This is a genomic window from Alteromonas macleodii ATCC 27126 (genome assembly GCF_000172635.2).
Classification (GTDB): Bacteria; Pseudomonadota; Gammaproteobacteria; order Enterobacterales; family Alteromonadaceae; genus Alteromonas; species Alteromonas macleodii.
On record NC_018632.1, the window covers coordinates 4,126,204 to 4,145,915 of the forward strand.

General features: G+C 45.4%; 17 protein-coding genes. 8 read left to right on the plus strand and 9 right to left on the minus strand.

The genetic code is table 11. The annotated features are described in order from the left end of the window. Positions 1–2: 2 nt before the first annotated feature. The 4 genes from dbpA to MASE_RS17610 form a co-directional block, all read right to left on the minus strand. A complete protein-coding gene (gene dbpA / locus MASE_RS17595; protein WP_014951051.1) occupies positions 3–1,382 on the minus strand; it encodes an ATP-dependent RNA helicase DbpA in 1,380 nt (459 codons plus the stop codon). Then, positions 1,382–2,692, minus strand: coding sequence for a substrate-binding periplasmic protein (locus MASE_RS17600; protein ID WP_014951052.1), 1,311 nt, complete (start codon positions 2,690–2,692; stop codon positions 1,382–1,384). The genes dbpA and MASE_RS17600 overlap by 1 nt, the downstream gene beginning before the upstream one ends. Next, the gene (gene pyrC / locus MASE_RS17605; protein WP_014951053.1) at positions 2,662–3,708 is read right to left on the minus strand and encodes a dihydroorotase; all 1,047 of its coding nucleotides are present in this window, start codon (positions 3,706–3,708) and stop codon (positions 2,662–2,664) included. Before pyrC ends, MASE_RS17600 begins: the two co-directional genes overlap by 31 nt. A gap of 98 nt (positions 3,709–3,806) precedes the next feature. Then, the gene (locus MASE_RS17610) at positions 3,807–4,349 is read right to left on the minus strand and encodes a lipocalin family protein (RefSeq protein ID WP_014951054.1); all 543 of its coding nucleotides are present in this window, start codon (positions 4,347–4,349) and stop codon (positions 3,807–3,809) included. A 255-nt stretch (positions 4,350–4,604) separates the two neighbouring features. On the opposite strand from MASE_RS17610, the gene MASE_RS17615 reads away from it, so the two are divergent. Together MASE_RS17615 and gloA2 are read left to right on the plus strand one after the other, a co-directional pair. Continuing rightward, positions 4,605–5,555, plus strand: coding sequence for an aldo/keto reductase (locus MASE_RS17615; RefSeq protein WP_014951055.1), 951 nt, complete (start codon positions 4,605–4,607; stop codon positions 5,553–5,555). Between the two features lie 23 nt (positions 5,556–5,578). Further along, the gene (gene gloA2, locus MASE_RS17620) at positions 5,579–5,962 is read left to right on the plus strand and encodes an SMU1112c/YaeR family gloxylase I-like metalloprotein (protein ID WP_014951056.1); all 384 of its coding nucleotides are present in this window, start codon (positions 5,579–5,581) and stop codon (positions 5,960–5,962) included. Between the two features lie 78 nt (positions 5,963–6,040). Here the strand turns inward: gloA2 and MASE_RS17625 are convergent, their stop codons facing one another. Both MASE_RS17625 and MASE_RS17630 read right to left on the minus strand, forming a co-directional pair. Further along, positions 6,041–6,859, minus strand: coding sequence for a mechanosensitive ion channel family protein (locus tag MASE_RS17625; protein ID WP_014951057.1), 819 nt, complete (start codon positions 6,857–6,859; stop codon positions 6,041–6,043). A 125-nt stretch (positions 6,860–6,984) separates the two neighbouring features. Beyond that, a complete protein-coding gene (locus MASE_RS17630) occupies positions 6,985–8,202 on the minus strand; it encodes an MFS transporter (RefSeq protein WP_014951058.1) in 1,218 nt (405 codons plus the stop codon). 279 nt (positions 8,203–8,481) lie between these two features. Here MASE_RS17630 and MASE_RS17635 point away from each other — a divergent pair, with 279 nt between their 5' ends. Next, the gene (locus MASE_RS17635) at positions 8,482–10,431 is read left to right on the plus strand and encodes an amylosucrase (protein WP_014951059.1); all 1,950 of its coding nucleotides are present in this window, start codon (positions 8,482–8,484) and stop codon (positions 10,429–10,431) included. Positions 10,432–10,754: 323 nt separating this feature from the next. Further along, positions 10,755–10,997: a hypothetical protein gene (locus MASE_RS17640; RefSeq protein ID WP_014951060.1), complete on the plus strand. Its 243-nt coding sequence runs from the start codon at positions 10,755–10,757 to the stop codon at positions 10,995–10,997. 100 nt (positions 10,998–11,097) lie between these two features. Here MASE_RS17640 and folE read toward each other — a convergent pair whose 3' ends face one another. Then, positions 11,098–11,781, minus strand: coding sequence for a GTP cyclohydrolase I FolE (folE, locus tag MASE_RS17645; RefSeq protein WP_014951061.1), 684 nt, complete (start codon positions 11,779–11,781; stop codon positions 11,098–11,100). Between the two features lie 161 nt (positions 11,782–11,942). On the opposite strand from folE, the gene folM reads away from it, so the two are divergent. The 3 genes from folM to MASE_RS17660 all read left to right on the plus strand — a co-directional run bounded on the left by folM (position 11,943) and on the right by MASE_RS17660 (position 14,743). After that, a complete protein-coding gene (gene folM, locus MASE_RS17650) occupies positions 11,943–12,650 on the plus strand; it encodes a dihydromonapterin reductase (RefSeq protein WP_014951062.1) in 708 nt (235 codons plus the stop codon). Between the two features lie 148 nt (positions 12,651–12,798). Further along, complete coding sequence (locus MASE_RS17655) at positions 12,799–13,863, plus strand: agmatine deiminase family protein (RefSeq protein ID WP_014951063.1); 1,065 nt, start codon at positions 12,799–12,801, stop codon at positions 13,861–13,863. Further along, positions 13,850–14,743 (plus strand): carbon-nitrogen hydrolase, encoded by an 894-nt coding sequence (locus MASE_RS17660; RefSeq protein ID WP_014951064.1) that lies wholly within the window; start codon positions 13,850–13,852, stop codon positions 14,741–14,743. Before MASE_RS17655 ends, MASE_RS17660 begins: the two co-directional genes overlap by 14 nt. A 157-nt stretch (positions 14,744–14,900) precedes the next feature. Here the strand turns inward: MASE_RS17660 and pdeM are convergent, their stop codons facing one another. Both pdeM and MASE_RS17670 read right to left on the minus strand, forming a co-directional pair. Then, positions 14,901–15,605: a ligase-associated DNA damage response endonuclease PdeM gene (gene pdeM / locus MASE_RS17665; RefSeq protein WP_014951065.1), complete on the minus strand. Its 705-nt coding sequence runs from the start codon at positions 15,603–15,605 to the stop codon at positions 14,901–14,903. Positions 15,606–15,645: 40 nt separating this feature from the next. Next, positions 15,646–18,252 carry a ligase-associated DNA damage response DEXH box helicase gene (locus MASE_RS17670; protein ID WP_014951066.1) on the minus strand — a complete coding sequence of 869 codons (2,607 nt, stop codon included), beginning with the start codon at positions 18,250–18,252 and terminating at the stop codon, positions 15,646–15,648. A 223-nt stretch (positions 18,253–18,475) separates the two neighbouring features. Between MASE_RS17670 and MASE_RS17675 the strand changes: the two genes are divergently transcribed. Beyond that, a complete protein-coding gene (locus tag MASE_RS17675; protein ID WP_014951067.1) occupies positions 18,476–19,654 on the plus strand; it encodes a DUF418 domain-containing protein in 1,179 nt (392 codons plus the stop codon). Positions 19,655–19,712: the final 58 nt, after the last annotated feature.

Genomic DNA, 19,712 nt, shown 5'->3' on the forward strand with positions numbered 1-19,712 from the left:
TATTAAAGTTTTCGGGCTCTAATACGCTTTCCTTTGATCTTACCTTCTCTAAAGTGCGCCATGGCTTTTTTCACGCTTCGCGTTTTCACTGCGACAAAACTCATGCTGTTTTGCACTTTAATTTTGCCCAAGTCATCGCCAGGAATGCCCGCATCTTTGGTAAGTGCACCCACCAGATCACCTGGGCGAAGCTTTTCTTTTTTACCCGCGCTTAGTGAAATACAGGTAAATTCAGGCTGAGTAATTTTATTTTTATGAAAACGCAGGCTTTGTGCGCCTTTAAGTGGAATATCGCTTTCTTGCAATACTTCTATTTTTCGCAAGAAGTGCTCTTCGTCATCGCTGACTAGCGTTACCGCCATGCCCTGTGCGCCTGCTCGCGCCGTGCGACCAATGCGGTGAATATGGGTTTCCGGCTCTTCACTTACCGTATAATTAATTACGCAGGCAACATCATCAATATCCAGCCCTCGCGCAGCTACATCGGTGGCAACAAGTACTTGTAGCGCATCGCTGGCGAACTGCATTAGCACCGATGTGCGTTGATGCTGTTCCAAGTCCCCCTGAAGTCCAGCTGCGCTAAAGCCATCTTCGATAAGCTCCTCAACCACTTCATTTACCTGAACCTTGCGGTTACAAAATACAATGGCATTTTTAGGTTGGTAGTGGGTAAGTACCGCTTTAAGCGCCTGAGTGCGTGTGTGCGGGAGCACGTTGTAGCCCAATTGGGTGATAGCGGGTTTACTGTCTTGAGACTCAACTTTACAGGTTACCGGGTTGTGCAGGTACTGCTTGGCTACACGCTCAATTTGTTCCGTAAAGGTTGCAGAAAACAATAGGGTTTGCACTTGTTTTGGCGTTTGACCGAAAATAATGCGTAAATCGTCTTCAAAGCCCATATCTAACATGCGATCGGCTTCATCGAGGACACGCAACTTTACGTTACTTAGGTCAATTCGACGCTTTTCCACATGGTCCATTACGCGACCCGGCGTGCCCACAATGATGTGAGGGCTATGTTTCAGTGACTGAATCTGCGGCCCCATAGGCTGGCCACCACATAACGTGGTCACTTTAATATTACCGATGTTCTTAGCCGCCGAACGGCACTGCTGAGCCACTTGATCAGCAAGCTCTCGGGTAGGACAAAGTATGATAGCCTGCGTGGTAAAATCATTCACTTCTACGTGCTGCAAGGCAGGAATTACAAAGCACAGAGTCTTGCCGCTGCCCGTCTGCGCTTGGCCTATCACATCTTTCCCCTGCAACGCCTCAGGGAGCGATTGTGCCTGTATAGGGGAAAGTTGGTAAATGCCTTGTGAGTCTAGCGCCTTGGTGATGGCAGGGTTTATATCTAAATGCTTAACTGTTTCAACTGTCATTAATTTGGGTTCCAAAGGTGCACTACACCATGTTCGGTATGATGAGCTATGCCGTATTCTTGGGACACCATGTCACTCCAGGAAGAAAGCTGCTCATTAAACTTGTCACTCATTTTCACACCGGCCGCCGCTAACTTGAGCTTCTCTAAAACCAAAACACAGGTGTCTTTCTTTGACAGTGCTAGGTAGGCCGTTGAAATGTCGTACTTACTCGATAGGGTTATTGTCTCACATTTAAATTGTTTTGGGTTACATCCAAAGTCAATTGCCCCCTGAGAACCGAAAATAGTATCAATTTCGTTGTTGATCAGTGCATCCACTAATGCCTGCCACGAATCATAGGCTTTTACTTTGAAGCCATGCTCTATTGCAACGTTATAGCGATAGTCTTCCAATAAGGTACCAACCCTAAAGTTCTTTGGTACGTTGGCAAAGGATTCAAAATAGGGCTTATCGATGCCGTACAGTCCATGAAGGTTTCTTGATACCGGCGTTACCCAGTGAAACACGCTTTCTCTTTCACTCGTGCGAATTACTGAGAATACCAATACGTTAGACTTGGTCATTGCTTCCTTTGCAATACGTTCCCATGGCGCGGAAAGGATATTCTGCTTTAGCGTCATCTCATCTAATATGTCTCTGACCAAGTCTGCAGCAATACCTTTAAGCTTTCCTCGCTCTCCCACCTCTGAAAAAAGTGGCACAATGTCGGCGATGACCCAAAGATTGTCGGTATTAGCATGCAGCTCACCTGCTAAGCTTAGTGTTCCAAAAGTAAGTATTGTGGCCGGGAAAGATGCTTTCAGTTCATCCCGTATAGCGCTAGCAAGCAATGTGAAGTTGTCTGAACCTTTGTATTGAGCAATCAGCTCGCTCATCCGCTCTGCAATATCGGCAGAACCTTCACTTTTGCTCAGTGCGATATAGCTCACTGCTATTGTCGTTGCCTGACTGCCCGCATTAGGCGTACAACGAACATTATTTCCACATTCAAAGGCAAATAGCGGCGTGATCCAATAATAACTATCTTCGTTATTTTCATCTCTGATCAAATTGATAAGGACGTCGGCACTATTCGATAAAGTGTTAGTAGCAGGCGTTAAATCAATGCCATTTTTTGATAAGGCATTTTTAAACACTGTGAGTGAGTAAGATTGAATACTCTGCTTCTCAGAGGGAGAAAGGGTACTTGGTAAATCGGGGGCGTGAGAGTAAGAGAATGCTTGTGCCCAAGTGGATGAACTCCACAGGGCACATAAACAGACAATAACAACAAAAACTACGCTTGAAATGCCTTTTCTAATTTCCACTGCAACGTTTGCCCCGCATAAAATGGAACCATATCGGTGCCATCAGCTAGGGTTACTTGTTCTGGCACCGTCCACGACTCTTTCACTAATGTCATTGTAGTCGTATTTCGTGGTAAACCATAAAAATCTGCACCGTAATGGCTAGCAAATCCTTCGAGCTTATCTATTGCGCCTAGCTGCTCGAACACTTCGGCATAAAGCTCAATTGCAGACCATGCGCTATAACAACCCGCGCAGCCGCAAGCATTTTCTTTTTTATGTTTTGCATGAGGTGCCGAGTCGGTACCTAGGAAGAATTTTTTGTTGCCGCTTGCCACCATATCGCGCAACGCTTTTTGATGCGTGTTACGTTTTAGTACTGGCAAGCAATAGTTATGAGGGCGTACGCCGCCAACCAGTAAATCGTTGCGGTTTAACAATAAGTGCTGAGGGGTAATGGTGGCTCCAACAAATTCGCTGGCGCCCGCTACGAAGCTTGCGGCATCTGCTGTTGTAATATGCTCAAACACCACTTTCAGCTTAGGGAATGCGTCAACGATAGGCCCTAAATGGGTATCAATGAACACTTTTTCACGGTCAAAAATATCAATGTGATGTTCGGTCACTTCACCATGAATTAGCAACAATAAGCCTTGCTCTTGCATGGCTTGGAATACGGGGTATAAAGCCTGAATGCCTTTTACTGCGGCGTCTGAATTAGTAGTGGCCCCTGCAGGATATAGCTTACACGCAGTTACGCCCGCTTGTTTTGCATCGATAATGTCTTGAGGTGTAGTTTGATTAGTAAGGAATAAGGTCATTAATGGCTCAAAGCTACTACCTTTAGGTCGCGCAGCTTCAATTCGCCCTTTGTACGCCATGGCCATTTCAGCATTAACCACCGGTGGTACAAGGTTTGGCATAACAATAGCGCGCTGGAAACAACGTGCGGTAGCAGGCACTGTTTCAGCTAGCATTTCGTTATCGCGAAAGTGAAGGTGCCAATCGTCTGGCGTAGTAATGGTGAGCGTTTGCATGCCTTGTCTCTCTTAGTACTTATTCAAACAGAGGGGAAGATGCGCGCAATAATAGCACAATTCCCATTTTGCGCGCAGAACAACTCGCTCGAAAGTGGCTATGAATTCTCTTCGCCGTGCTCTACCCAAATAAGCTTGCTAACGTCGTACCCAGCCGATGTCGCTTTTTCTAGTAAACGGGTGCGGACTTCATCTGAAATAGAAGGTGTTCGCGCTAAAATCCAAAGGTAGTCTTTATCTGGGCCTGTTATCAAAGCATATTGATAACCTTCTTTATCTAGCTCCATAATTACATAGCTAGCGTAAAATGGGCCAAAGAACGATACTTTCAGATGCCCTGTCGTTTCAGACTCTACAAAATACGCTTTGCCCTCGGCTTCATCCCATGCATTTTCTTCTACTGAAAAACCGCGATTAATTACCTTAACCCCTCCGTCATCGCGCATGCTATAGGTTGCCGTAACTTCGCTTAATCCTTCTTCGAAGCTATGGTCAAAGCGCGCTATTTCATACCACTTCCCTAAATAACGAGGAAGCTCAAAGCCTTCAACCGGCACTACCTTGTCAGGTACGCCAGTACAGCCAGACAAGCCCACACACACCATACCCGCCATAATCATTGAAACTAACTGCTTAAACATATGCCCTCTTTTCCTTGAACTCAGCTTTTAAAAAGCCCACTGATTAATTTAAATACACGCCTACATCGCAAAAATGATCTTTATCGGTGCTGCAACACCATAAACCTTCAAGCTAGGCTAACGGTCGACAGTAAAAATACGCTCGCCTAATCAGACTTTTCTTATCGCTTGGACCATATTACAGTGCTTTTAAAACAAGCCTTGAGCTAATACAGGCCCTGCCCACTCGATATTCTCAAACAGGGAGAAAATGACATGAATGCACACTTTCCACACGCAAGCCGCTTAATATATGGATGCATGGGCTTAGGTGGCGGTTGGAACGACAAACCGGCAACCAAAGCCGATATAAGCCAAGCAAGAAGCATCATCGATACTGTACTGAGTTTAGATATTAATGTGTTTGATCATGCTGATATTTATACGTTCGGCAAAGCCGAAACGGTTTTTGGTGAAGCGCTCAAGCAAGCGCCCGAATTAAAAGACAAAATGATTATCCAATCTAAATGTGCAATACGATTTGAGGATGATTTAGGACCAAAGCGTTACGACTTTTCAGCAAATCACATTCACACGTCGGTTGAAGGCATTCTCTCTAGATTAGGAATAGAACAGCTTGATATACTGCTGCTGCATCGTCCAGATCCACTTATGGAGCTAGACGAAGTCGCCGGTACACTGAAGCTGCTTCAGCAGCAAGGTAAAATAAAGCATGTTGGCGTTTCAAACATGCATGGTTACCAAATTAATTACCTGCAGTCTGCACTTTCCACACCTATTGTTGCCAACCAACTTGAAATGAGCCTTGGCTTTAGAGACTGGTTAGAAGACGGCATTACTACCAACAGTGCTGCTAATCGCGATACAGGTTATGCGCCCGGCACACTTGAATACTGCATGATGAACAACGTGCAACTTCAGGCATGGGGAAGCTTGGCACAAGGTAGATACACAGGTGCAAAAGTTGAAAATAGTAATGACCGTGCAACAGCAGACTTAGTGGCTCAACTTGCAGGTGAATATCAAACTACGCCTGAAGCGATTGTTTTGGCCTGGTTGATGCGACATCCTGCCAACATTGCGCCCGTTTTGGGCAGTACCAATATTGACAGAATTAAAGCAAGCCAAAAGGCTGAAGATGTTCATTTAAGTCGAGAGCACTGGTACAAGTTATTTGAGGCTGCTCGCGGTCAAGAGATGCCGTAAGCATAAATATTAAGGAAATTAAGATGCTGAAAGGCTTTCACCACGTTGCTATCATTTGTAGTGACTACCCTCGCTCAAAGACGTTTTACACGGACGTGTTGGGCTTCTCGATTATTGATGAAAACTACCGTGAAGCCAGAGACTCTTACAAATGTGACCTCGCGTTACCTGATGGCAGTCAGATTGAGCTTTTTTCGTTTCCGGGGGCACCGCAAAGACCGTCGCGCCCAGAAGCGCAAGGACTTAGGCACTTAGCGTTCAAGGTGGACAACCTTGATGAAATGATCAACCACCTAACGAATAAGCGAGTTGAATGCGAGCCAGTGAGAACCGATGAATACACCGGCAAACGCTTTACATTTTTCCAAGATCCTGACGGTTTACCCCTAGAGCTATACGAAATCTAAAAATCGCGAAGCCGTAATAGAAAAATGCCGAATAAGGGGTCTCTAAGTCGGCATTTTTATCAATAGCGATACAAACTTTTATTGGTCGAGCATCCTGACTTCCCGCTGCGGGAATGGTATTTCAATATCATGCTGCTGAAGGGCATTGAAAATGGCTTGGTTTAGTGCATAGCGCACTTCGAAATGCCTTACAGCTGGCGCCCAAACCCGAATACCAAAGTTAATACTGCTGTCGCCAAAATTATCTACACCAATGGCGGGTGACTTTTCTTCGCTGACTCCATCTACCGTTTCAACAGCCTTGCGAATCACATCGATTACCTCATCGACCTTACTGGAATAGGCAACGCCAATTTCAAGTTCAATCAACATGTTCTCTGCAGAATTATGCAAGATTTCACCGACTATCAGTTTGTTGGGTATTTGGATGTGAACATTGTCTTCGTCAATAAGAATGGTATAGGGCAACATGACTTGATCGACCACCCCTGCAACACCACGCACGCGGATAGTGTCGCCAACAACGAAAGGACGGGTAATAATTATGGTAAAGCCAGCGGCATAATTGGCCAACATACCTTGAATAGCTAAACCTGCACCTAAACCTACAGCACCTACGGCGGCTATAAGTGGGGTTACGCTAATGCCCACATTACCTAATGCTATAATCATTACGATACCCAATACCACTAGCTTGCTGGCACCGCCGGTAAAGCGGCTCAGCGTAATATCGATATTTCTGCTGACCATCAGGTTTTCAACCATGTGGCCTATTTTATTGGCCACCCACCAGCCAAGCAGAAAAATAATGATGGCGCCTACAATTTGGAAACTGTAGGTCACTGCAAATTCTACAAGAGTGTCGTAAAGGGCTTGCGCTTGTTTTAACTCATCCATGGAACGTGATTAGACTAGAAACTGATAGGAATAACCGAAGCTTAAACAACAACGTGAGGAAAAACCAGTGCCGAGAGCAAGCCCGGCACGTTACGGTTTTAAGGAATAAAGAGCGAGCATTGCATTTAGTTGGCGTATTCGCTTGCCTCAATTTCCGCTAAACGTTCTTTGGTAGGGTTCTTAATGTAGTTATACACCAAGCCAACAAAGAGCACGGCAGCAAAACCCGTGGCTACCATAAAGCCATACTTGGCGTCGCCACCGTTGGCGTCGCTCACCAGGCCCATGATGAAAGGCCCTGCAGCCGCACCTGCTGCGGTGAAGAACAAGATTACTCCGGCTACGCTTCCGTGTTGATGTTTTGGGAAACAGCTTATGCCTTTTGAGTTAAAGGTAGGATAAATTACTGACATAAAAGTGCCCGTTAGCGGGAATAGAAACAACGCAAGCTGTTTTCCGCCCCACAGACCAAGACCGAAACACAGTACAATAGCACCAGTGAACACCATGAGAACCAATGCCCAGTTGAAGTGAGACATCATCCAGATGCCTACGAAACGCCCTGCAGCACGAAGGATAAAGAATGCCGTTACCGAGTATATTGCAAGGGTCTGAGAGAAGCCTTCAGTATAACAATCATAGGTCGCTTTAAGCGTAGTCGCGTCGCACACTAAATAACTCGGCATCCACACATAAATGGCGCTTTCTGCGGCGACATATAAAAACGCGCCTACTGAAAATCCTAAAGCATAGGGGTTTTTCACTAAACTTAAGCTCTGCGCTATCGATACTTCCTTTTCACCTGAGGCTGTATCGCGAGTGTAAGCGGGGTATTTCACCAGCAAAGCACCGATTATAAGTAGCGTACAAACACCACCGGCGATTACATAAAGCCACTGCCATGCAACGCCTTGATGAATGAGATAAGCGACAATAAGAGGCCCGATAATTGCGCCAACGCCAAAGAAGGCTTCTGCCCCATTCATAGTAGCTGTGTGCTGTTTGGTCGATGTTGAAATATCACCGATGAGCGCCAGCGCACCTGTTTTAAAGATGCCCACGGCAACGCCAGATAAGCTCATTAAACTAACAATCAACACAAAGTCGTTAGCAATTAAAAAGCTGTAGCATGCAAGGCCAAACAACGCTAAACCAATGATAATGGTAGGCTTGCGGCCTAACTTATCAGCCAAAAAACCTAGGAAAAGACCCGATAAGGCAATACCTAACATGGGGAGTGAATGCATTAAGCTTGCTTGAGCATTGGTGACAGAGAACGCCACTTTCACTTCTTTGATTATCTCGCCTACCGAGTCTGACGTCATCGCAAACATCATAAACATTAGGTAGGTTAGCCATCTGATAATTCTGCTACTAGGATCATGATTGGGCATAGTCTGTCTCACAAGCACGGTATGAAAGGCCTTGTTCAGCCCTTCTAAACTTCACAAAAACACGTTGATCATTGCACGCATTCAGTAGGTCAAAAATAACGATGTAATAAACTTGATAAATGAGCTTAATCGTTTAAGATAAAAGTTAACAGAATTTAAAAAGCCTGTAAACCCGTTAATTAGGATAGGTTGTATGACGCACCTAAGCGTCGCACTTTGGAGTTTTCTATGAGCTATGCTGCTGACAGTGGTGTATGTTTAGACCGAATCTTGGCATCAACCGATTTATCTGGCCTAAGTAAGAAAGATGCAACAACTTTTACGCGTCGCTTGAAGGAACATTTTCCTCGTCTTTTTGACAAATATACCTACGTTTATGGGCACCTGTATGACTGCTACTTTCATTTACAAAAACTGGTTGAAATATTAAGAGACGGTTTAAAAAACCGTAAACCAGCCCTCAAAAAGCTTGATAATGAAAGGTTAAAAAACCCGCTTTGGTATCGCGATGAACAGCAAGTCGGCATGGCCTGCTATGTTGACCTGATGGGCCCCACTTTGAATGACTTGCATGACAAAATTCCCTACTTTAAGTCTTTAGGCGTTACCTATGTGCACTTAATGCCTTTATACGATGCGCCCAAAGGGGATAGCGATGGAGGATATGCTGTGTCGGATTATCGCAAGGTTAATCCAACGCTAGGCACAGTTAAAGACCTAGAAAAGCTTGCTTCAGCACTTCAGAAAGAGGGAATAAATCTTGTTCTCGACTTTGTGTTCAATCATACCTCTGACGAGCACGCTTGGGCGAAAGCTGCACTGGCAGGTGAGAAGCAGTTTCAAGACTACTACTACCTTTTCGATGACAGAACCATTCCCGATCAGTACGAACATACTTTAAGAGAAATATTTCCCCAGGTAAGAAGAGGTAGCTTTACCTTTAATGAACAGATAGAAAAATGGGTATGGACGACATTTAACAGCTTTCAATGGGATTTAAACTACAGTAATCCTGAGGTGTTTAACGCTATCACGTCTGAAATGTTGTTTCTGGCCAATATAGGTAGCGCTGCACTGCGTTTAGATGCGTTGGCCTTTATTTGGAAAGAGCTTGGTACTAACTGCGAAAATCAGGAAAAGGCCCATGTTCTTATACAAGCGTTCAACTGTTGCTTACAAATTGTAGCGCCTGCCGTGGTCTTTAAGTCAGAAGCCATCGTGCACCCTGACGAAGTACTTAAGTACATCGACAAAGATGAGTGTCAGCTATCCTACAACCCTTTGCTAATGGCACTGCTATGGAATTCGTTAGCCACGCGTAAAACCCGTTTGCTTACGCGCTCAATGAAAAAGAGCTTCTCTATTTCTGAGAACTGCACATGGGTGAACTACGTGCGATGCCACGACGATATCGGATGGACCTTCGACGACGCGGTAGCCAACGAACTGGGTATTAACGCATTCGATCACCGCCATTTTCTTAACCAATTTTATACCGGTCGTTTTGAAGGAAGTTTTGCCAACGGCGTGCCTTTTGCTGAAAACCCTTCTAACGGCGATTGTCGTGTGTGTGGTTCACTGGCCTCTTTATGTGGGCTAGAAGGCGCGCTTAAATCCAACGATTCAAAAGGCATTGATGACGCTGTGAAGCGAATGATGCTGCTTTACGGTATCACCTTTAGCATTGGAGGTATTCCGTTACTTTACTCAAGTGATGAAGTAGGCAAGCTTAATGACTACAGCTATCGATTTGATGACACCAAAAAGCACGACGACAGATGGGTAAACCGAATTGCCGTTACCCGCGCAGATACGGAATTGGCGCTAGGAAACACGTCGCCAGCCAACCCTACAGAGACTGCGAGCCTTCGCGTGTTTAACGGATTGCGCAAAATGATAGCAATTAGAAAGCAGAATGCGATTTTCGGGCAGTCTAGCACCCAAATTTTAGATGCCGATAACCATCATTGCTTTGCTTTTCTTCGGGAAAATACACAGGGTCACAAGCTGCTTGTGATATGTAACTTCAGTGAGCACCCTCAGACCATTCAGCGTAGCCTTTTGGCAACACTAAAGGGCGCATCAAGCCGAGATTTGCTAACTGATGAAACTGTCGAAATGAATGCTTCACCACTATTGCTTGAGCCTTTTCAACAAATGTGGCTTCTTGCTGATTAAAGTTCGAGCTTTCGCCATATCTTGCTAATTGCTGTTTGAAAAGTGGTTAGCAAGTTATCCGCGGCTTAGTCGCCAAATTAATTATCTTTACTGCCAGTGACTTATCGAATAAGTCATTTTTTCACAGGCACACCAATAAATACCCACTATACTTTTTATAGTGAATAGATAGTTCACGTAGCTTCCGCATAACTTTGGTAGCTTGGCCTGTGTTTGACTGGGTCTCAAACTGATTGACGCGGAAGTAGCACTCTTCTTGTTGTGTGTGGTTTGTTTCTTGCTTCACGCAGAAGTATTACACAGCGGGATTCGACTTATGTCATATGGATATGTTTAACATGGTAACGGATAAAACGATGCAAAGTGATAGTGCTTTGGAATACATGTGCCCGTATTGCGGCGCAATAAATGACTTCCAGTTAGAAACAGTTCGCGACATGTATCACGAACAGCATGAATCTTGTGGGTGCTGCAATAAAGTACTCAGTTTAACGGCGGCCGATGGTATTGGTGGCCGTATCAATTTGATTGTCGATTCACTGGATGCAGAGCTTGTTATCAAATAAAGCGCATTGGAAAGCGTAGCAAAATGTTAGCAAACAAAAAGCCGCTTCATGAGCGGCTTTTAAAGTTCTTAAGTAAAGTTGCGAAACAAACAACCATTAACTACCGAAAGAACTCTCGTTTCAATTCATTATCAGTAAGGAAACGGCCGCCGAGCGCAGACGTTTTCGTATATGAATTAGTATCACGGATCCCTCTCGCCTTAACGCAATAGTGCGTGGCGTTAATGCTCACCGCTACGTCTTCAGTATTGGTCAACGTCTGCAACGCAACTAACACTTGTTGAGTTAAACGCTCTTGTACCTGTGGACGTTGAGCAAAGAAACCCACAAGACGGTTAATCTTTGAAAGGCCGATTACTGTATCTTTTGGAATATAAGAAACGGTTGCCGTGCCATCAATAGTAACAAAGTGGTGTTCGCAGGTGCTGGTCAGGCTTATATCAGATACCTGTACAGGCTGGTCAATCTGCATCTTGTTTTCAATGGCAGTAATCTTAGGAAATTTGCGGTAGTCCAATCCACCGAAGATTTCATTAACATACATTTTAGCGATTCGCGTGGGCGTATCACACAAACTGTCGTCAGTTAGATCAAGGCCAAGCGTGTCCATTACGTCACGCATAGCACTTTCAATTCGTTTGCGCTTTTGCTCGTCAGTAAGACCATTAGCCACCATAGGTGTTTCTAAACCTTTGGCTTCTAATGCTTCTCGTACACGTTGTGCTGGCTCTGAAATAGAGGGGTCTAGTGCGTCGCGCACAATTACCGCTTCTTTTGCTAACATTACTTTATCCGTAGTTACTTCTTTTTTGATCTTGTACGAGCATGAGTTCGTTACAGATCGATTACTTGGCAACATGACTTTTATTTAATGTCATTGCTACCGACTGTGCATTTGGCACAGAATAATAAAACCGTTACCTTTTACGAAAGAAGGACATCATCTTGAATTCACCTGTGTTAATTACAGGCGCAAGTCAACGATTAGGCTTAGCTATGGCCAATAGTTTACTTGACCAGGGCCACCACGTTGTCGTGACTTATCGAACACTTCGTCCAAGTATTTCAATGCTTGAGGATAAAGGTGCTACAGTCTTACAGGCGGATTTTAGCACTGAGGCGGCTATTGATCGAGCAATTGATGAGATTAAGGCAATCAGTAAAACCTATCGAGCGGTGATCCACAACGCGTCAGATTGGGCGCAAGAAAAAGATAACCATGACAAGCATAGCTTGATTGAACGAATGATGTTGGTCCATGCTGTTGCCCCTTACCGCATAAACTTGGAACTTGAAAAGGCTCTTTGTGATTGCGACGTTCAGTCTGACATTATTCATATGACTGACTACGTTCAAGAAACAGGCAGCGAGAAACACATGGCTTATGCGGCAAGTAAGGCAGCCCTGCACAACCTGACCCTATCATTTGCTAAGAAGCTAGCACCAAAGGTAAAAGTAAATAGCATTGCCCCAGCTTTGCTTATGTTCAATGAGGGTGATGACGAAGCTTATAAGCAAAAAGCGATAGGAAAATCACTGTTAGAGATAGTACCGGGGGCGCAAGAGGCCGTGAAAGCCGTGAACTATTTATTTGATAGTGACTACGTGACAGGGCAAACCCTTCATCTTAACGGTGGGCGGCATTTAAGATAAAGACTGCCCCTTTTTTCTGTCATTTCAGTTTTCCTTATGGCTTAAAGTAATCGTCACCGCCAATTAATTTCATCGCCATTTGCCTTGGTCTCATGCTGAGGCATGGCTATAATCCGAACCCTATTTCGTAGCTATTTGGAATTTTACTATGCAAGGCAACCGTACTATGGCGCCTGAATGGCATAACATTGATGCTGTTATGTTAGCGTGGCCTCATGCGCAAACCGACTGGGCTCCATGGTTAGAAGACGCGAGAGCGACGTATCTGAACGTGATTGCTGCAGTAAACCGCAACGATGCGGGTGTGATTTTATTATGTGCGCCGAGTGACGTAGACGATCTTAATTCTCGTTTACCAGAGAACGCTCGAGTGCTTATTATTCCGGCCTCATTTAACGACACATGGATGCGCGACTACGGCTTCATCACTTGTAAAGACAGTGAAGGCAATGGCTCGCCGGTAGAATTTCGCTTTAACGGTTGGGGCAATAAGTTTAACGCCGCTGAAGATAATCTGGCGAATCAGCGTTATCTTGCCAGTATGTGTAAATCTGTACTTCGCAGCAGCCCAATTGTGGCAGAAGGTGGCGCGCTGGAAATTGATGAAGACGGACACCTATTAAGTACTGCCCAGTGTTTACTTAACCCTGAGCGTAATGGTGATATGTCGCTAAGCGCTTACGAAGATGCATTTAAAGATATGCTAGGCTGCAGCAAAGTTACTATTTTGCAGCATGGTCATTTAGAAGGCGATGATACTGACGGTCACATCGACACATTAGTGCGTTTCACACCGAACAAAGGCCTAGTTATCCAGGCGTGTAACAACCGTCCTAATGACAGTCACTTTGAAGGGTTGAAAGCGTTGTGCGACGAGTGCGCCCTTGAGCTGCCTGAGCATGAACAGTTTCATCTGCCGCTGCCTAATATTGTAAATGACGAAGGGGATCGCCTGCCGGCATCGTACGCAAATTACTTAATTTGTAACAACGCAATATTATTGCCTGTTTACGGTGAAGAGGAAGACGCAGAAGCCATTGAGACTGTACAAAGAGCACATCCCAATCATATTGTTGAACCAATCGATTGCAGTGTACTCGTAAGACAATACGGCAGCTTGCATTGCATTTCCATGCAGGTTCCCACAAATACATTAAAAGATTCGATTATCACCACCTTAAAGAAAGGAGTGTCATTACATGCGCCCAGCTAAGCTAAAAGTGGGTCTGGTACAACAGGCCGTTGCCGATAACGATAAAGCAACGAACTGGAATAAAAGTGCCGAGCAAATTGCCAAATTAGCCGCTGAAGGATGCGAGTGTATTTTGCTTCAAGAACTACACAGCACCCTGTATTTTTGCCAGCAAGAAGATACTGACGCCTTTGATTTGGCTGAACCAATTCCTGGACCTGCGACAGAATTTTTTGGTGAACTAGCCGAAAAACACAATATCGTGTTGGTGACATCTTTATTTGAAAAGCGCGGTTCAGGTTTGTATCACAACACCGCAGTCGTGTTCGACCGCAGTAAAGAAATTGCGGGCAAATATCGTAAAATGCATATTCCTGATGACCCAGGCTTTTACGAGAAGTTTTACTTCACACCGGGCGATATGGGCTTCACGCCTATTGAAACCAGCGTAGGTAAACTTGGCGTATTGGTGTGTTGGGACCAGTGGTATCCAGAAGCGGCGCGCCTGATGGCGATGGCAGGTGCGGACTTGTTGTTCTACCCTACCGCAATCGGCTGGGATTTAACTGACACAGAAGAAGAACGTACCCGTCAGCATGGTGCATGGGAAACCATTCAGCGCTCTCACGCTGTGGCAAACTCAGTACCGGTTATAGTGGCAAACCGCACTGGATTTGAAGCGTCACCTGTTGAAGGTGATCCAGGTATTCAGTTCTGGGGACAAAGCTTTGTAGCAGGCCCGCAAGGTGAGATTTTGGCCAAAGCCGAAGCTGAAGGTGAAACCACGCTAACCGTAGAGCTTGATATGGAACGCACCGAGAAAGTGAAGCGCATTTGGCCTTACTTCCGCGATCGCCGCATAGACGCCTACGACGAGCTAACCAAGCGCTGGCGCGACTAACCCAAATAATGGGGTTAAATAATGGGGTCAGAGTACATTATTTGAAACAATGGGGTCAGAGTACATTTTCCAAGACAAATCTATGTCACAAAATGTACTCTGACCCCTTTTTTAATTCTGCCGCGGTGGAAATGTACTCTGACCCCATTTCGGTGGTTCATACTTTAAATATAACCTTGTCGTAGAGCATGAATACCTGTCGTGAGCGTTTAGGCAGAAGCGTTAGCATTACCTCTTCATCTATATCCAGCCCACCAGTGAACTGACCAAAGGCTGGCATCACAAATACATTTTCGTTGTTAGTAAAGCATTTGCCTGAGTATCGGCGGCGGGTAATGGTTGTGCGCTTTTTGGGATGATAATGGCCAATAACCTGAGCACGATTTTCACTCGTTTCTACTTCGTGTCTAAATACCATATTATCTAGCACTATTTCAAAACACGGCGTACCCGGTATGCCGTCGGGTAAATCTGGGTCATGATTACCTTCTACCCACATCCACTCGTTCACATTGTCAACAAGCCTACATAAGTGCTGACGGTCCTCAGTGGTCATGCGCGACATGCTGTGTTTGTCGTGAAAGCTGTCACCTAAGCTGATTACTCGCAGTGGCTTGTAATCTTCGATGATACTTTCTAACCGCGTTAACGTGGCAGTGGAATCTAAACTCGGCAATGGGTTCGCATAACTGCGTAAATAACTGCCTTTTTCTAAGTGCAGATCAGACACTATAAGCCAATCGCATGCGGGTAAATACGCCACACCGCGCGCATCTAGCAGCCACAAATAGTCTGCATATTTTGTGATAGTGATGTGGCGCTGGCTTACTTTTTCGGTTAGCCACGCGTCAGTTATTGCCAAATTGCCCTCTTATTCTTTTCGTCTTTGCTTTTATCTAATATTATTCAACAGATGAGCCCGATAACAATGCACGAACTTCATCTAACATGGTTTCAGCTTCTGCATATAAATTAGCTTGCTCGATGATCGCCTGTGCGCCAGCGCCTTTCACTTGTTCACTACGCACATCCAGCACTATTGGAATGGCCATGGGCGACGGCTTTTCAAGATTCACTAATATCGCTGAATCTACATAGCGAATAAGTAAATTAGCGAGTCGCCGTAAATCAAGTAGCTCACGTTCTGCATCGGCCCTAGCTACTTTAAGTAAGATATGGTCGCGGTCGTGTTCACGCAACGTATCGTAAATAAGGTCCGTGGAGAACGTGACCTGCTTCATGGTTTTTTGGCTGGCGTGATAGCGCTGTTCAGTGAGCCCACTCACCACCGCCACTTGCCTGAACGAGCGCTTAAGCATAGGTGCCTGTAACATCCAGTTTTCTAACTCGTCCCCTAAAATATCCGGCTGAAATAGGTGCTGCAGCTGCCCTTGTGTGATGGCGTTTACTGATGCTACCGATAATCCGTAATCGGTCACGCTGAAGCTTAAAGGCTTAATGCCCATTTTTTCCATTCGTCGCGTTAGCAACATACCTAAGGTTTGGTTCGCTTTGCGTCCGTCGAAGGTGTAGTACAAGGTATAGTGCGCATGTCTAAACGGAAATTGTTCTACAAGCACGTTGTCAGGACTAGGCAATTGAGAAAACGCCTGTTGAAGTTTAAGCCACTCTTGTACCTGTGCAGGCAGTGCTCTCCATGATTTCTGAGTAGCCAAAATTGCCCGTACCCCTTCCGCCAAGTAAGTAGATAGCGGCATTTGACCACCCGCGTAGCTTGGTATTTTCGGCTCTTTTGCTTTTGCAGGCTTAGCGTGTAGCTGCATGTCGCGAATAGCCTCAAAACGCAATACTTCTCCTGCAAAATAGAAGGTGTCTCCGGGCGTTAACTGCTGAGCGAAATACTCTTCTACTTCACCAATTATCTTGCCCTGATTTCCTCTTCGAATACGCTTTACTTTAAGCCGCCCCGCTTCAACGATAGTGCCGATATTTTGTCTGTGCCGTTGAATAACACGCCGATTCGCTGGCGAGTAAGTGCCATCGCCGTTTTTCGTCAGACGCTGATATCTCTCATACGCATTAAGCGCACTGCCGCCGTCTTGAGTAAACTGCCACAGTTTTGCGAAATCATCTCTATCGAGCCCTTGGTATGGCGTGGCGGTAAGTATCTCTTGATACAAGGTATCTGAGCTATCGGCCCTACTACACAAGCAGTTCAGTATGAATTGCGGGATAATGTCCAGTGCCCCTGGCTGTGGACTTTCCCCGTCTAGCTCCCCTTTTTCAATAGCGGTGATCGCCGCCTGGCATTCCAGCGCCTCAAAGCGGTTTGCCGGTACGAGCAACGCTTCACTTGGCTCGTCGAGCCTGTGGTTTGCCCGCCCTATGCGCTGCAGTAATCGGCTCACGCCTTTTGGTGCGCCAACTTGAATAACCTTATCCACGTCCCCCCAGTCAATACCTAACTCCAAGGCCGACGTACATACAATTGCCCGCAGCATGCCGCTTGCCATCATGGCTTCGGTCTTACGACGCTGTTCTTTGCTTAAGCTGCCGTGATAAAGCGCAATGGGCAGCGCAGCCTTGTTTGCCTCCCACAACATTTGAAACAACAGCTCTGACTGAGCTCGCGTATTCACAAAAACCAGCGTGGTTTTGGCGTTTTCAATAGCCTGATAAATATCATCGATGGCGTAGCGAGCCATAAAGCCGCCAAAAGGCATGCGCGCTTTAGAGTGCAGCATTTCCACCTTAGGTTTTTCACCCGCTTTCACTTTTACAATATTAGCTACACCGTCACTGCCAGCCAGCCACGCACCTAGCGTTTCGGGAAAAGCGACGGTGGCTGATAAGCCAATACGCTTACAATGCGGTGATAGAACGCTTAACCGCGCGAGGGCGAGTGAAAGAAAGTCTCCGCGCTTGTTGGCCATTAAACTGTGCGTTTCGTCGATGATCACGCGTTTAAGCTTGCCAAAAAGCTTGTCGGCATCGGCGTAGCTCAACATCAGCATGAGCGATTCTGGTGTGGTAAGCAGGATGTTTGGCGGCTTTTTACGTTGACGCTGGCGCTTGTGTGAGGGCGTATCGCCTGTGCGTGTTTCTGCCGTTATAGGCAGCGCCATCTCTTCAATGGGCTGTAACAAATTACGATGAATATCTTGCGTGAGGGCTTTCAGCGGCGATATGTAAAGGGTATGTAGGCCGTTGAACCCATCCTTTTCTTTTCCTTTTGTTGCCTGTTTGTTTATTGCTTTTGTTTCGGCTTGTTCACTGGTTCCGGTCTTCTTAACAAGCTCCCCATTTTCCGACATCTCTGCAAGTTCACTCGTACCGAATGCCTCAGCAAGCTCGCTCATACCAAATGTCTCTGCAAGTTCGACTAGGCTAGGCAAAAAGCCCGACAGGGTTTTGCCAGCGCCGGTTGGCGCAATCAATAATGTACAGTCATGCTGGTCTTTCTCCACAAGCATGGTGTGTTGATAATCGCGTAGTTGCCAGCCTTTTTGTTCAAACCAATGGGCAAAGACTGAAGGAAGTGGAGTCATTGATGGTTCTTGTTAATACTTTTAGCACTTATACGGCAAAACCTTGGTTAGGTTTACTTGTCACGCCTTACGATAGATGCACAATGTAATCATCCTCAGCGCGTTTAATGTTTAGATACACTTTTCACTTCGACCTTATGCATTTTCTTAGCGTAAACTTCAGCGCAGAGTTTTTGACCTTCTTAAGCTTCACGAATTAGCGATTTTCTTACAAGGACCGTACATGCGAATTCATTCAATAGACGCCGTTAGAGGTTTAGCCATTCTTGGCATCTTATTCATGAACATTACGTTTCACCAAAACGGTTACGCTAACTATGCATTTTTTGAAGAGCCGCTATTATCAGACACGGTTATTTCACTTTTTAACACGCTGTTTTTGGATGGACGATTTCGCTCTCTGTTCTGCTTGTTGTTTGGTGCAGGTCTGGCAATTCAATTTGAGGCCTGTGAAAAGCGCGGACACCATTTTTTAGATTTCTCACAAGCCAGACTCAAGTGGCTGTTTGTATTTGGGCTACTGCATGGCGTATTTATTTTCAGCGGCGACATCTTGCTTTATTACAGCCTGTGCGCATTTTTTATTTTAAAACACTTCACGCTCCCTCAAGATGAACTCAAAAAGAAAAGTATTCATTACCTTATTGTGGGAAGCGCAATTATGTTAGTTGGTGGGCTCGTCATGGCGTTTGTGTTCGACATGGGGGCTGAACTGCCAACGCGACCCAATGAAACATTTAACGAAGAAGTGGCCTTGTGGCAAAGCGGCTACTTAACGCAACTTGGTATTCAAGCATCGTTTATGCTGTCTACGGTTATTGTCGCGCCATTCACTATGCTGTGGCAGTCTATGGGGCTTATGATGTTTGGCGCTTATTTGTATAGAGCAGGCTTTTTCAATCACGGCTTCTCGTCACTACTATTTAAGAAGTTAGTATTGGTTGCTATCGTCACATCCATCATTACTGCACTTCCGCAATTTTTATTCGAACAGGTAACATTAGATGTGATTCCCATGTTCACTAGCATTCCAGCCATTTTCTGTGCTTTGGTATACGCTCACCTATTGATAAATATAAGACATACTGCGGCGTGGTGGTATCAGTCGCTTATAAACTGCGGCAAAGTTGCGTTCACCCTCTACTTAACCCAATCAATAGCACTCGCTGTGCTATTTCGCATCGTCATGCCCGCTTATTTTCCAAACTTTATTTACAGCGTAACGTTGCTTGATTTGCTTCTTGTCACCATCGCCTTCACCGCAGTACAAGTTATTTTGGCGAACGGCATTACTAAACACTTCAACCAAGGTCCCTTTGAAGCCCTATGGCGAAAAATGTATTTGCGCAGTTTTCACAAAAAGCAAAAATTGAAACAGGACGAAATAGAGCAGCTCACCTAACGCCATATCGCTTGCATCTTGAAAATTGTGTCTATACTGAACGGTAAACGTAACCTAA

Coding starts and splice junctions, on each gene's coding strand:
- dbpA (WP_014951051.1), bottom strand. CDS start 1,382: ATGACAGTTGAAACAGTTAAGCATTTAGATATAAACCCTGCCATCACC.
- pyrC (WP_014951053.1), bottom strand. CDS start 3,708: ATGCAAACGCTCACCATTACTACGCCAGACGATTGGCACCTTCACTTT.
- MASE_RS17610 (WP_014951054.1), bottom strand. CDS start 4,349: ATGTTTAAGCAGTTAGTTTCAATGATTATGGCGGGTATGGTGTGTGTG.
- MASE_RS17615 (WP_014951055.1), top strand. CDS start 4,605: ATGAATGCACACTTTCCACACGCAAGCCGCTTAATATATGGATGCATG.
- gloA2 (WP_014951056.1), top strand. CDS start 5,579: ATGCTGAAAGGCTTTCACCACGTTGCTATCATTTGTAGTGACTACCCT.
- MASE_RS17625 (WP_014951057.1), bottom strand. CDS start 6,859: ATGGATGAGTTAAAACAAGCGCAAGCCCTTTACGACACTCTTGTAGAA.
- MASE_RS17630 (WP_014951058.1), bottom strand. CDS start 8,202: ATGTTTATGATGTTTGCGATGACGTCAGACTCGGTAGGCGAGATAATC.
- MASE_RS17635 (WP_014951059.1), top strand. CDS start 8,482: ATGAGCTATGCTGCTGACAGTGGTGTATGTTTAGACCGAATCTTGGCA.
- MASE_RS17640 (WP_014951060.1), top strand. CDS start 10,755: ATGGATATGTTTAACATGGTAACGGATAAAACGATGCAAAGTGATAGT.
- folE (WP_014951061.1), bottom strand. CDS start 11,781: ATGTTAGCAAAAGAAGCGGTAATTGTGCGCGACGCACTAGACCCCTCT.
- MASE_RS17655 (WP_014951063.1), top strand. CDS start 12,799: ATGCAAGGCAACCGTACTATGGCGCCTGAATGGCATAACATTGATGCT.
- MASE_RS17660 (WP_014951064.1), top strand. CDS start 13,850: ATGCGCCCAGCTAAGCTAAAAGTGGGTCTGGTACAACAGGCCGTTGCC.
- MASE_RS17670 (WP_014951066.1), bottom strand. CDS start 18,252: ATGACTCCACTTCCTTCAGTCTTTGCCCATTGGTTTGAACAAAAAGGC.
- MASE_RS17675 (WP_014951067.1), top strand. CDS start 18,476: ATGCGAATTCATTCAATAGACGCCGTTAGAGGTTTAGCCATTCTTGGC.